The organism is Xanthomonas sp. NCPPB 3200 (assembly GCF_056393585.1).
The window spans coordinates 1575679-1587929 of record NZ_CM150785.1; the positions used below are offsets into that span (position 1 = coordinate 1575679).

The 12251-nt window shown below is 67.4% G+C and carries 13 protein-coding genes; all 13 read right to left on the reverse strand.

Annotated elements, in window-relative coordinates; translation table 11 throughout:
- Positions 1-8: 8 nt before the first annotated feature.
- On the reverse strand, positions 9-791 hold the full coding sequence (locus tag AC06DU_RS06795; RefSeq protein ID WP_126965737.1) for a DUF1295 domain-containing protein: 783 nt from the start codon (positions 789-791) through the stop codon (positions 9-11).
- Entirely contained in the window at positions 788-1333 is a 546-nt protein-coding gene (locus AC06DU_RS06800) for a DUF2878 domain-containing protein (RefSeq protein WP_167762854.1), read from the reverse strand. Before AC06DU_RS06800 ends, AC06DU_RS06795 begins: the two co-directional genes overlap by 4 nt.
- A complete protein-coding gene (locus AC06DU_RS06805) occupies positions 1330-2625 on the reverse strand; it encodes an SAM-dependent methyltransferase (protein WP_039514269.1) in 1296 nt (431 codons plus the stop codon). The genes AC06DU_RS06800 and AC06DU_RS06805 overlap by 4 nt, the downstream gene beginning before the upstream one ends.
- Positions 2622-3527: a DUF1365 domain-containing protein gene (locus tag AC06DU_RS06810; RefSeq protein WP_478204377.1), complete on the reverse strand. Its 906-nt coding sequence runs from the start codon at positions 3525-3527 to the stop codon at positions 2622-2624. Before AC06DU_RS06810 ends, AC06DU_RS06805 begins: the two co-directional genes overlap by 4 nt.
- Entirely contained in the window at positions 3527-4777 is a 1251-nt protein-coding gene (locus tag AC06DU_RS06815) for an NAD(P)/FAD-dependent oxidoreductase (protein WP_478203864.1), read from the reverse strand. Before AC06DU_RS06815 ends, AC06DU_RS06810 begins: the two co-directional genes overlap by 1 nt.
- Entirely contained in the window at positions 4774-5772 is a 999-nt protein-coding gene (locus AC06DU_RS06820; RefSeq protein WP_104608659.1) for an acyl-CoA desaturase, read from the reverse strand. The genes AC06DU_RS06815 and AC06DU_RS06820 overlap by 4 nt, the downstream gene beginning before the upstream one ends.
- Positions 5773-5998: 226 nt before the next feature.
- A complete protein-coding gene (locus AC06DU_RS06825; RefSeq protein ID WP_184379930.1) occupies positions 5999-6841 on the reverse strand; it encodes an anti-sigma factor in 843 nt (280 codons plus the stop codon).
- The gene (locus tag AC06DU_RS06830) at positions 6838-7401 is read right to left on the reverse strand and encodes a sigma-70 family RNA polymerase sigma factor (RefSeq protein WP_024940529.1); all 564 of its coding nucleotides are present in this window, start codon (positions 7399-7401) and stop codon (positions 6838-6840) included. Before AC06DU_RS06830 ends, AC06DU_RS06825 begins: the two co-directional genes overlap by 4 nt.
- 58 nt (positions 7402-7459) lie before the next feature.
- Positions 7460-7828 carry a DUF4345 family protein gene (locus AC06DU_RS06835; protein WP_024940530.1) on the reverse strand — a complete coding sequence of 123 codons (369 nt, stop codon included), beginning with the start codon at positions 7826-7828 and terminating at the stop codon, positions 7460-7462.
- Positions 7829-7913: 85 nt separating this feature from the next.
- A complete protein-coding gene (locus AC06DU_RS06840; RefSeq protein ID WP_478203866.1) occupies positions 7914-8702 on the reverse strand; it encodes a hypothetical protein in 789 nt (262 codons plus the stop codon).
- Positions 8703-8897: 195 nt separating this feature from the next.
- Complete coding sequence (gene rnfB, locus AC06DU_RS06845; protein WP_049818222.1) at positions 8898-9329, reverse strand: Rnf electron transport complex subunit RnfB; 432 nt, start codon at positions 9327-9329, stop codon at positions 8898-8900.
- 1 nt (position 9330) lies between these two features.
- Positions 9331-9921 carry an HAD family hydrolase gene (locus AC06DU_RS06850; protein ID WP_104552952.1) on the reverse strand — a complete coding sequence of 197 codons (591 nt, stop codon included), beginning with the start codon at positions 9919-9921 and terminating at the stop codon, positions 9331-9333.
- 184 nt (positions 9922-10105) lie between these two features.
- Positions 10106-12193: a methionine--tRNA ligase gene (gene metG, locus AC06DU_RS06855; RefSeq protein ID WP_478203868.1), complete on the reverse strand. Its 2088-nt coding sequence runs from the start codon at positions 12191-12193 to the stop codon at positions 10106-10108.
- Between the last annotated feature and the right edge of the window lie 58 nt (positions 12194-12251).

Consider the following 12251-nt stretch of genomic DNA (forward strand, 5'->3'; position numbering starts at 1 on the left):
CAGGCGACTCAGGACGAAGGGGGAAGTGGGAAAAATGCGCTGGTGCTGCGCTGGTAGTGCGCGTAGTCCTCACCACGCGAGCGCAGCGCCTGCTGCTCGGTGTAGGGAATGCCGGTAAAGCGATACAGGAATACGAACATCACCACCGGCCCCAGCGCAGCCAGGGCAAGCGGCCACGGCCCGGCACCGACGGCCAGCGCCAGATAGGCGAACCAGTGCACGAACTCGAAGAAGTAGTTGGGATGGCGCGAATACCGCCACAATCCGCTACGGCAGGTGACGCCGCGATTGGCCGGGTTGGCCTTGTGCGCAGACAGCTGGCGGTCGGCCAGGGCTTCGCCACCGACCGCGATCAACCACACCGCAATCGCCAGCGTGCTCCATACACTCCAGGCCGGAGTCGGGTTGCTGGCAGCGGCCAGAAACGGCACACAGAACAGCACCACGACCACCGCCTGCGCCAGGAAGAAGCCCAGGAATTTGCGTTGGTCGCCGTTCCAGTGCTCGCGCAGGGCGCGATAACGGCCATCTTCGTGCGGGTCGCCGAACACGCGCACGCCCAGATGCAACGCCAGGCGCGCGCCCCAGACACCGCCGAGCACGCCGACCAGCACGCGCGGCAGCAGCGCGCCATCGGACATCCACGCGCAATACGGCGCCGCCACCGCCAGGCACGCGGCCCACAGCACGTCGACCGGGCCGGCATTGCCGCTGCGGCGTTGCCACAGCCAGCCGATCACCATCACCACGCTCGCAAACACGCCCACATGCAGCAGCGGCCAGGCATTCATTGCAGTTCTCCCCTCAGGTGTTCAGGCGATGGTCGCGCGAGGCGGCGTGCATACAGCGACAACAGACCGCAGGCCACGCCCCAGCCGATGCCGACCGCGACCGCCGCATGCAGCTGCGGCGGCTGGAATTGCACTGCCTGCCAGCTGCGTTGCGCCAACCAGTACGAAAACGGCCCGAAGATCGCGCCCAGCAGCACCGCCAGCCACGGCCGCTGCATCACCGACGCCAGCGAATGATTGAGCGTGAGTGCAAAGCCCAGCCACAACGCCAGGATCCAGGCCGGCGCCAGCAGGGTGCCCGGCCACGGCGCGGCATAACGCACCCAGCCTGCGGCGGCCAGCGTGGTGTCCAGCAGCAAGCCCAGCGACAGCGCGGCGACCAGCAATTGCAGATCGCCCGGCGCACGCCGCGATGGCCACAGCTGATACAGCGCGAACAGCGCCAGCACCAGCAGGGTAGGCCAGATACGCGCGTGCGCAGCGGCGCTGACGGCCACCAGCCACAGCACCTGCAGGCCCACATAGTTGCCGAGCTGCTTCATGCGTCAACGGGAAGGCCAGGCACGAACTGCGGCGGGCGTGCGCCCGGCTTGCTCAGCCATAGATGCACATCGCCGATCGAGCGTTCCAGGAAACCCGCTTCGCAATAGGCCAGATAGAACTCCCACATGCGGATGAAACGCTCGTCATAGCCGAGCGCGCGCACCTGCGGCAGCTGCGCCATGAAGCGCTGCCGCCAGGCGCGCAGCGTCAACGCATAGCTCGGCCCGATGTCTTCCAGGTTGAACAGGCGCAGGTCGCTGGCGCGTGCGATCGCACCGGTCATCGCCGCCACCGACGGAATGAAGCTGCCGGGGAAGATGTGCCGCTTGATGAAGTCCACCGAGCGCAACGCCTGCGCATAGCGATGGTCTTCGATGGTGATGGCCTGGATCAGCGCCTCGCCATCGTCGGCCAGCAGGCTGCCGACCTTGGCGAAGTAGGTGTCCAGATACTGATGGCCGATCGCCTCGATCATCTCGATCGACACCACCCGGTCGTAGCGCCCGTCCAGATCGCGGTAGTCGCGCAGCAACACGCTGACCCGGTCGCTCAGGCCGGCCGCGGCGATGCGCTGGGTCGCCAGTTCGAACTGCTCGCGCGAGATGGTGGTGGTGGTGACGCGGCAGCCATGCTCGCGTGCGGCGTGCAGCGCAAAGCCGCCCCAGCCGGTGCCGATTTCCACCACATGGTGTTGCGGGCCGAGCCGCAGCTTCTGGCAGATGCGTTCGAGCTTGCGTGTGGCTGCGCGCTCCAGGGCGGCCTCGCCCTGGGCTTCTTCGCCCTCGACGAAGATCGCCGAGGAATACATCAGGTTCTCGTCCAGGAACAGGCGGAACAACGGGTTGCCCAGATCGTAATGCGCGGCGATGTTGCGCCGGCTGCCGCTGCGGGTATTGCGTGCGAACGCATGCAGGCTGCGCATTGCCCAGCCGCCCAGCCGCGCGGTACCGGTCTCCATCGCATCCAGGCGCTCGCGATTGCGCAGCAGCAGGCGCATCAATGCGACCAGATCGTCGCACTGCCATTGCCCGTCCATGTACGACTCGCCGGCACCGACGCTGCCATTGAGCGCGGCCTGGCGATAGAAGCCGGGGTCGATGACGCGCAACTGCATCTGCAGCGCATCCGCACCACTGGCGTTGCCGAGGGTGGTGACGCCGTCGGCTTCGTGCAGCTGCAACTGTCCATCGCGCAGCTCGCCGAGCGTGGCCAGCAGGCGCTTGCGTAACAGGCGGTCCGTCCAGGAAGCCGCGCGCGGCGCAGCGGTGTCGGGCAGGGACGTGGCGTTCATCGGGGTTCTCGCACAGGCGGATGAGGGTGATCGTGGACGGGGTTGCCGCGCAGCCACAGGCGCAGGGCCTGCCAGTGGATGGCCAGCACCACCTGCACGGTCATCAAGGGGTAGGCCAGCAGCGTGCGCGCCAGGGTGCGTGCGTTGAGCGGCTGGCGTTGCAGGACCAGGGTGGCATCGAAGCGGCGCGTGCCGCACTCGCTGCCTGCGCCACCGGCGTAAGGATGAGCGGCCGGCGTATCGCCGCCGGGTGCATCCAGCACCTGCATATGCACGCGCAATTGTGCATCCGGCACGCTGAAACGCCAGTCGTACTGATGCTGCATGCCCATGAACGGCGAGACGTGAAAGCGCTTGTCGAAGCGCCAGGCATGCACGTCGCGATGCGTGCGCGCCTGCGCGACTGGCAGCACGTAGGTGTGGCGCTGCTGCCAGGGCGTATTGGTGATTTCTGCAACGATCCAGCGCAGGCCACCGTGGCGATCGAAGCAGTAGTAGAAGCTGACCGGATTGAACACATGGCCGAAGTAGCGCATATGCGTGAGCAGACGGATCGCGCCATCGGGGCGCTCGCCGGTCTGGGTCTGCACGCAATCGCGCACGGCCTGGTCCAGCGGAACCTGTGGGTCGCCGAGATAATCGCTGCGCCGGAACTGCGCCAGGTTGGCGCGCCCCACCGACCACAGCCAACGGCGGGCAAACACCGCATCGAGCTCGGACAGATCCAGGTACATCAGGAACAGCCGGTAGCGGAACGCCAGCGCTCTGGGCGCAAACCGACGGTGCCGCACCCAGCCGGTGTAGATCGCGCTGCGCAGTGTGCCCGCCACGCTGCCGGCACCGCTGTCTTCGCCCGGAGGCAGCGGTACCGCATCGGGGCTGGCTTCGCGCAGCAGCTGCATCACCAGTCCACTCCCAGGCCACGGGCCACGTCCACGCCGCTGCGCAGGCCGTCTTCGTGAAAGCCGAAGCCCCATGCCGCGCCGGCAAACCAGGTGTGCTGCAGGCCCTGGATCTCGGCCTTGCGCGTCTGCGCGGCGAGCGCGGCGGCGTTCTGCACCGGGTGGCGGTAGCGCATGCGCCGCAGCACCTTGTCCGGGGCGATGTCGTGGTCGCGATTGAGGCTGACGATGAACGGCTGCGGCGCTTTGATCGACTGCAGGGCGTTCATCCAGTAACTGACCGTGCACGGCGCCTGCGGGTCGGCCGGCACATGCGCATTCCACGCCGCCCAGGCGCGGCGGTCGCGCGGCAGCACGCTGGCGTCGGTGTGCAGGACGGTGTCGTTGTCCTGGTAGGTGATGCCGCCCAGGATCTGCTGCTCGGCCGCTGTGGCATCGCTGAGCAAGGCGAGGGCATCGTCGGCATGGCAGGCCAGCACCACGCTGTCGAAGTGCTCCTCGCCACGCAGGGAGCTGAGCACCACGCCGTTGGGCGCGCGCCGGATTGCATGCACCGGTGTGGACAGGCGCTCGAGCACCTGCCAGCGCCGACGCAGCGCGCGCACGTAGCTGTTGGAGCCGCCGCGCACCACCTGCCATTGCGGACGCCCGCTGAGCTGCAGCATGTGGTGATTGGCCATGAAGCCGATCAGCTGGCCCATCGGGAATTCTAGGATGCGTTGCGAGGGCGATGACCACAACGCCGAGGCCATCGGCACCAGATGCTGGTCGCGAAACGCGTCCGAGTACCCATGCCGCTGCAGATACGCGCCCAGCGTGCTGAAGCGCTCCTCGCTGTGCAGCACCGCCGGTGCCTGCCGGTAGAAGCGCCGCAGGTCGGCCAGCATGCCCCAGAAGCGCGGGCTGAGCAGGTTGCTGCGCTGGCAGAACAGCCCGCCCAGGCTGCCGGCGTTGTATTCGAGCCCGCTGCGCTCATCGTGCACCGAGAAGCTCATCGTGGTCGGCTGCGCGGCCACGTCCAGCTCGGCGAACATGCGCGTGAGCAGCGGATAGTGCTGCGGGTTGAACACGATGAAGCCGCTGTCCACCGCATAGCGCTGGCCGTCCAGCTGGATGTCGTGTGTATGCGTATGCCCGCCCAGATAATCGGCGGCCTCGAACAAGGTGACCTCGTAGCGGCGCGACAACAGCCACGCTGCGCCCAGGCCGGCGATTCCGCTGCCGACCACGGCAATCCTGCCCTCGCTCATCGGCTCACCCGCTCGGCACGTTGGGTGAGCGATTTCGGCATCGGCTTGAGGTCCCACACCAGGCCCACCCACGACATCGCGGTGAGCCCGTACCAGGTGACGTCGTACTCCCACCAGCGCAGACCCTGGCGCGCGGAGCCGGGAAAGAAATGGTGGTTGTTGTGCCAGCCTTCGCCGAAGGTGAGCAATGCCAGCAGCCAGTTGTTGCGGCTGTCGTCGCGGGTGTCGAAGCGCCGGCTGCCGAAGCGGTGCGCCAGCGAATTGATGGTGAAGGTGGCATGGAACAAGGCCACGGTGGAGATCACAAAGCCCCACACCAGCAGCTGCGTACCGTTGGTCTTCAACGCGGGCGCGGCAACCGCCAGCCAGTCGCCGAGCAGGTACAGCCCGGTCGCCAGCAGCACCGGCATCACGATGTCGAAGCGGTCCAAAAAGCGCAGCTCGGCAAAGCGACGCAGGTCGGGGATGACCTCCCAATCGGTGCGGAAGTTGCGCGGGGTCAGGAACCAGCCGGTGTGGCTCCACCAGAACCCGTGCTGCGCCGGCGAATGCGGGTCGCGGCCGGTGTCGGTATGGCGGTGATGGTTGCGATGATGCGCGGCCCACCACAGCGGCCCGCGTTGCACGCAGGTGGCGCCGATGGCCGCGAACAGGAACTGCAGCACGCGCGAGGTCTTGAACGCGCGGTGCGAGAAATAGCGGTGATAGAACCCGGTCAGCGCGAACATGCGTAGCGCGTACAAAGCCACCGCCATGCCGACCGCGAACCAGGACGCACCGACCCAGAACACCGCCAGGCAGGCCAGGTGCAGCGCGATGAAGGGCAGGGCACGCAGCCAGTCGATGCGGTCTGCGCGTGCCTCGTCCAGCGGCTCGTCGGTTTGCGAATCCACCCAACGACGCAGGCTGCCGGTGCGTGCTGCGAGCCACCCGAGACGGCGGGCGTCGGCAGGCTGCGGCGGCGCGGCATGTGGGTCAAAGCCAGTACTCGGCACGCGTGGTTCTCCGTGTGTAGTCGTGACCCTTTACGGACGCCGCCGGCAAACAGATGCACCAGCCCGTTTGATCGTCGCATGCGTGCGCGCGCTTGGCGTGCCGGTGCGAACGAATCGCGCAATTGCGCACACATTCAACGGCGCACGCCAGGGTCGAGGCGGATGAGGCTGTTGCTCGGAAGCCGCCGCCTGCGACGTGGTCGCAGGCGGCGTCAGGCGCGCCGGATCAGGGTGCCATTGCCAGTGTGCTGATGCCGCCCTTGGCCACCACGGTCCCGGTGGCAATGCCGCCCGGTGCGCCGCCTGGCGGCTCCAGCGTGACGGCCAGGATGGCCTCGTTGCTGAGCATGGGCATCAGCTGATCGGGAATCTGCGCGCGGCGTGCCCGCTGGTCGTCGAAGGTACCCATCGAATGGGCCTTGCCGTCCGGCGTGATCAGCCACAGCTCGGGCACCTTGTCGGCGGTGGCGGTGCGATCCAGCGGCGTCACCGTGATGGTGTGCTTGTCGGCATCCATCAAGGCGACATAGCCCGGGCGGCCGTCTTCGGTGGCCAGCGTGGAGGTCATCGCGATGCCGGTCGCCGGTGCGGTGGTGGTTGCAGGCGGCGTCACCGGTGTCTGTACCACCGGGCCGGTGCCCGGCGGCGGCTGCACCGCTGCCGGCGGCGTGCGCAGGTTCAGCAGCGCCAGCACGCAGACCGCGGCAGTGGCCAGGCCAGCGGCGCTTGCCCAACGCCAGAACCGTACGTTGTTCCACACCGCTGGCTTTGGCGTGCCTGACGGCGGCGTTGCCGATGGCGCGGAGGCCACCGCATGCAACGGCGTATCGAAGCCCAGCGTCTGGCGGATGCGTGCCCAGACCTGGCCGGGCGGCGTCACTGCGGCGATCTCGTCCAGCAACGGCGCCAGATGTTCCTGCCACTGCGTCACCGCCTGGGCGAACTGGCCGTCGGTGGCGACGCGTTGTTCGGCAGCCAGGCGCTGGTCGGCACTGAGCAGGCCCAGCACGTATTCGCCGGCCAGCACGTCGCGCGGCGGTTCCTGGTCAATGGGAAAGGGCGTGCTCATCGTTCCAGACATGCCTTGAGTTTGGCCAGGCCGCGGCGGATCCAGCTCTTGACCGTGCCGATCGGTGTGTCGGTGCGCGCGGCGAGCTCTTCATAGGTAATGCCATCGAAGAACGCGGTGCGGATCAATTCGCTGCGCGGCGGCTCCAGCTCGGCCAGGCAATGGTCGATGCGGCGACGCGTGCTGGCGCGCTCGGTGCGCTCCAGCGGCGAGGCATCGCCGGCGCGCAGTTCGCCGGCATCGTCCAGCGCCACGTTGCGGCGTTGCGGTGCATTGGCGCGCAGATGATCGATGGCCTTGTTGCGCGCGATCATCGCCAGCCAAGTGAGCCCGCGTGCACGGGCGGGATCGAACTGCCCGGCCTTGTGCCAGATCAGCGTGAACACGTCCTGCAGCACCTCTTCGGCTTCGGCACGTTGCGGGATCATGCGCAGGCAGACCCCGAACAGTTTCGGCGAGGTCTGACGGTACAGCGCTTCGAAGGCATGCCGGTCGCCGCCCGCGGTTGCGGTCAGCAGTCGTCCGGTTTCATCGTCGTCGTGGCCAGGGATGGCACTCATGCGGTCGGGCGTTGTCTGAGGTGGGAGCGATGCTACCGGACTGTGCTGACGCTGTCCTTCACTTGCGCTGAAACCACAGCAGCACTGCCGCGAGCAGCAGCAGGATCTCGACGCCTGCCAATGCCACCGTGGGTGCGGAGACCGGCCACAGGCGCGCCAGCGAGACGCTGCGGAACAGCACGATCGGCACGTAGAACGCGAGTGCGACCAGCAGGCCGGTGCGCGGTTGATCGATCCAGGCGAAGTAGCCGAACAGGAACGCCATGCCCAGCTGCAAGCCGCCATAGATGACCAGGTATTCCGATTGCCCGGCCGGCGAGAGCTGGGTGTAACCCACGGCATTGGCGGTCTTGGCCGGCGAGAGCGTGCACCAGATTGCCAGGACGACGTAGAGCACTGCGTTGATCCAGAGGTAGGCCTTGGCCATGGCGATGATCCTGTATGGGGAAGAAGTGACCGGGCCGTTGTACGCAACCGCGTGTGGTCGAACGTGAAGATGGCAGGTGTCTGGTTCACGGGGCGCTGCAGCTCTTGGCCAGCGGCTGCTCGCGCGCCTGGCGCAGTTCATCGGCGCCGACGGCACGCGCAGCGGTGTCCGGAAAAACGATGCGTACGTGCGGATAGCGGCCACGCGCGTCGCGCAGGTTGCCCACGCCACGGAACTGCAGCAGGCGCTTGTCGGCGATGGCATAACGCACTTCGAGCGAGGGCACCGCCGCGCCGTACCAGGCATCCAGGCTCAAGCGAAACCGCCGCTCGCCGCCGGTATCGCCGATACGCTCGACACGAAACGCCAACTGGCGTTGCAGGCTGGGCAGCACGAAGTCCACGCGTTGCGGCGCGCTGGCGAGCGCCTCCCAGTTGTTGCGCAGGTAGGCATCGAAGCCGGCATCGATCACGCGCGGGCCGTCGTCGGCCGGCAATGGCGTGCGCTGCTCGGCCTTGCCGGGCTCCTGCTGGAACATCTCGCGCACGCCGTTGCGTTGCCGCACGCCCTGGCGATAGCCGTCGCGGCCGTCGATCAGGCTGAAGTCGGGCGAGCTGCCGCCGCCATCGACCTGCTTGCGCGCGAACGGGCGCCCATCCGGGCAGCGATACAGCACCACGCGTCCGCCATCTTCGAGCAGCCAGTGCGACTCGCGATAGCGCAACGCGCCGCTGTCGCCATCGAAGGCATCGCCATCTACGCGGGTGACCGCAGCCGCACTCAGCGGCAGGCCGCCCAGCACCAGCAGCAACAACGGCGGAATCGGCCGGCAGACGGTGGCGAGCGCGGCAACGGCGGCGGCGAGTGGGCGCATCGGCGGATTCCTCGATGGGAGTGCCTACCAATACGAGCGCATCCGCAGCACGGATGCGCCGGACGCGTCAGGACGTTCCTGACAAACAGGGCGTCGTTGGCGGCGGGTGCCGTTGGTCAGGGATCGCGTCGCGGTGCGATGCGCGCAACGCTGGCAGGCGTTGCGTTTGACGCGGCATGCCGCCTCGCCAGCCGCTCAGCTGCCTGGGTGCAGCGCGATGCAGTCCACCGGGCAGGCCGGCAGGCACAGCTCGCAACCGGTGCACAGCGCGGCGATCACCGTATGCATGTGCTTGGCGCCGCCGACGATGGCGTCCACCGGGCAGGCCTGGATGCATTTGGTGCAGCCGATGCAGTCGGCCTCCACGATCCAGGCCACCTGCGGCGGCGTGTGGCTGCCACGGCTGCGGTCGTACGGGCGTGCAGGACGCTGCAGCACGTGCGCCAACGCGCGTGCCCCGGCGTCGCCGCCGGGCGGGCAGTGATCGACATCGGCCTGGCCGTTGGCCATGGCGTGCGCATACGGGCGACAGCCGTCGTAGCCGCACTGGCCGCATTGGGTCTGCGGCAGCAGGCGGTCGAGGCGTTCGACCAGATCGGGCGATGAGGCGGGCGTTGCGATGTGCATGTCAGTGCAGCAGGTTGCCGCGATACCAGCGCTGCTGCGCCAGCGCCAGCATCGGCTTGTCCTCGCGGCTGTCGCCGTAGGCATGCACGCATGCGTAGTGCGACAGATCGTAGCGCAGGCGGATCTGCGCAGCCTTGTGCGGGCCGCAATCGCCGTCTGCATAGCGCCCGCTCAGCACGCCGGCGTGGTGTTCCAGCTTGTTGCAGATCAACGACAGGCCATGCTGGGCGCACCACGGCTGCAGATACAGGTCCAGCGATGCCGACACCAGCACGACTTCATGCCCCTGTGCCTGGTGCCAGTCGATGCGTCGCATCATCTCGGCGCGCAACATCCCGGGCAATGCGTTGCGTGCATGGTCAGCCCCATGGGCGGCCATCTCGTCCAGCGAGCGACCACTGAAGACCAGGCGCGTGACGCGCGCACGCAAGGCGTGTGCGGAGACCAGCCCGATCCGATAGCCGAACACCCAGGGACCGGCCTGCCATTTCGCCGTCGCCAGCTGTGCAGGCGTTGCCACCTTGCGCAGGAAGCGCGCATAGCTGTCGCAGGTGGTGATGGTGTGGTCGAAGTCGAACAGGGCCAGGTGCATGGGGGGCGGGGATTTGGGAGTGGGGATTGGGGATTGGTTGGAAGCGTGGTGTCTGTTCCTTCTCCCCTCGGGAGAAGGTGCCCCGAAGGGGCGGATGAGGGGTCGGGCCAGGCACGCGTGTCAGGTCTTCCTCAACAATCAGCTGTAGCTTCTACGATTCCCGATTCCCGCCCCCAATCCCGCCTCACCGCACCGGCATCCCCGGCTGCGCACCACCATCGGCGTCCAGCAGTGCCAGCGCGCCGCCGTCGAAGCCGGCCGACAGGATCATGCCTTCGCTGATGCCGAAGCGCATCTTGCGCGGGGCCAGGTTGGCGATGAACACCACGCTGCGGCCGACCAGCGCTTCCGGTTCGCCATAGCTGGCGCGGATGCCCGAGAAGATCTGGCGCTTGCCCAATTCGCCGGCATCCAGTTCGAAGCGCAGCAGCTTGTCCGAGCCTTCCACAAATTCGCACACCAGCACCTTGCCGATGCGCAGGTCGAGCTTGGCGAAATCGTCGATGCCGATGAGGCTGGAAGTGGCGGTCGGGGATTGGGGATTGGCAACGGCCGCCGGCGTCGTCTCGGCCTTGGACGGGGCGGGCTTGGCGGTAGTGACAGCGGGTGCCGCAGGTGCGGCCATGGTGTCTTTTGAAGCGTCGGTCATGGCGTCGATCAGTTTGGGGTCGATACGGGTGAACAGGGCGGTGTAGGGCTGGATCACGTGGGTGGTCAGCGGGCGGGCGACGTCTTCCCAGCTGGTCATCGGTGCCGACAGGAAGGCTTCGGCCTCGGCACAGGTGCGCGGCAGGATCGGCTTGAGCGCGGCCACCAGGATCCGGAACAGGTTCAGGCCCTGCGTGCATACCGATTGCAGTTGCGCATCAGCGCCGTCCTGCTTGGCGATCACCCACGGCTTGGTGTCGTCGATGTACTTGTTGGCCTCGTCGGCCAGCGCCATGGTCTGGCGGATCGCGCTGGCCGCGTCGTTGCGCTCGTAGGCCTCGCGGATCGGCGCCAGCGCGGCGACGAAGCGGTCGTATTGCGCCGGGTCGGGCAGGGCGTCGGACAGCTTGCCGTCGAAGCGCTTGCCGATGAAGCCGGCGCAGCGGCTGGCCAGGTTGACGAACTTGCCGACCAGATCCGCATTGACCCGCGCGATGAAATCGCCCAGGTTGAGGTCCAGGTCGTCCACGCCGCCGGACGACTTGGCCGCGAAGTAGTAGCGCAGCGCCTCCGGTTCCAGGCCCACGTCCAGGAAGGTCCGCGCCATCACAAAGGTGCCGCGCGACTTGGACATCTTGGCGCCGTCCACGGTGAGGTAGCCGTTGACATGCAGCCGGGTCGGCGCGCGATGGCCGGTGCCGTGCAGCACCGCCGGCCAGAACAGGCCGTGGAAATTGACGATGTCCTTGCCGATGAAGTGATGCAGCTCGGTCTGCGTGCCGGCCACCAGATGCGCATCGAAGTCTTCGCCCATCTGCGCGCACAGGGTCTTGAAGCTGCACAGGTAGCCGATCGGCGCGTCCAGCCACACGTAGAAATACTTGCCCGGCTGGCCGGGAATCTGGAAGCCGAAATACGGCGCATCGCGCGAGATGTCCCAGGCGCGCAGGCCGCCTTCGGTGTCCAGCCATTCTTTGAGCTTGGCCTTGACCCCGGGCAGCGCCACATCGCCGGCCAGCCACTCGCGCAAAAATCCGTCGAAATGGCCCACTTCGAAGAAGAAATGCTCCGAGTCGCGCAGCTCCGGCGTGGCGCCGGAGATCACCGATTTGGGCTCCTTCAGCTCGGTCGGCGCGTAGGTGGCGCCGCAGACCTCGCAGTTGTCGCCGTACTGGTCGGCGCTGCCGCAGTTGGGGCAGATGCCCTTGATGTAGCGATCCGGCAGGAACATGCCCTTGGCCGGGTCGTAGAACTGCGCCACCGAGCGCCGGCTGATGTGACCGGCGGCCTCGAGCTTTGTGTAGAAGGCTTCGGTGAGCGCGCGATTGACCGGCGAATTGGTCGAATCGTAATGATCGAAGGTCACCCCGAATGCGGCGAAATCGCGCTCATGGCTGGCCTGGATGTTGGCGATGAAGGCTTCCGGGGTGACCCCGGCCTTTTCGGCGGCGAGCATGATCGGCGTGCCGTGGGTGTCGTCGGCGCAGACGAACCAGGTCTTGTCGCCGCGCAGCCGGCGCGCGCGCACCCAGATGTCGGCCTGGATATAGCCGACCAGATGGCCAAGATGCAGCGGCCCGTTGGCGTAGGGCAGGGCGGTGGTGACGAGTGCGGTGCGGGTCATGGCAGGCGTAATGCGGGGGACGGCCGATTATCGCATTAGTCGGGAGCAGGGATTGGAG

What these genes read in the sequence shown, in the direction of transcription:
- AC06DU_RS06850 (WP_104552952.1), bottom strand. Translation starts at nt 9,921, where the DNA reads ATGCACCTGGCCCTGTTCGACTTCGACCACACCATCACCACCTGCGAC.
- AC06DU_RS06830 (WP_024940529.1), bottom strand. Translation starts at nt 7,401, where the DNA reads ATGAGTGCCATCCCTGGCCACGACGACGATGAAACCGGACGACTGCTG.
- AC06DU_RS06810 (WP_478204377.1), bottom strand. Translation starts at nt 3,527, where the DNA reads ATGCAGCTGCTGCGCGAAGCCAGCCCCGATGCGGTACCGCTGCCTCCG.
- AC06DU_RS06795 (WP_126965737.1), bottom strand. Translation starts at nt 791, where the DNA reads ATGAATGCCTGGCCGCTGCTGCATGTGGGCGTGTTTGCGAGCGTGGTG.
- AC06DU_RS06805 (WP_039514269.1), bottom strand. Translation starts at nt 2,625, where the DNA reads ATGAACGCCACGTCCCTGCCCGACACCGCTGCGCCGCGCGCGGCTTCC.
- AC06DU_RS06835 (WP_024940530.1), bottom strand. Translation starts at nt 7,828, where the DNA reads ATGGCCAAGGCCTACCTCTGGATCAACGCAGTGCTCTACGTCGTCCTG.
- AC06DU_RS06825 (WP_184379930.1), bottom strand. Translation starts at nt 6,841, where the DNA reads ATGAGCACGCCCTTTCCCATTGACCAGGAACCGCCGCGCGACGTGCTG.
- rnfB (WP_049818222.1), bottom strand. Translation starts at nt 9,329, where the DNA reads ATGCACATCGCAACGCCCGCCTCATCGCCCGATCTGGTCGAACGCCTC.
- AC06DU_RS06840 (WP_478203866.1), bottom strand. Translation starts at nt 8,702, where the DNA reads ATGCGCCCACTCGCCGCCGCCGTTGCCGCGCTCGCCACCGTCTGCCGG.
- metG (WP_478203868.1), bottom strand. Translation starts at nt 12,193, where the DNA reads ATGACCCGCACCGCACTCGTCACCACCGCCCTGCCCTACGCCAACGGG.
- AC06DU_RS06800 (WP_167762854.1), bottom strand. Translation starts at nt 1,333, where the DNA reads ATGAAGCAGCTCGGCAACTATGTGGGCCTGCAGGTGCTGTGGCTGGTG.
- AC06DU_RS06815 (WP_478203864.1), bottom strand. Translation starts at nt 4,777, where the DNA reads ATGAGCGAGGGCAGGATTGCCGTGGTCGGCAGCGGAATCGCCGGCCTG.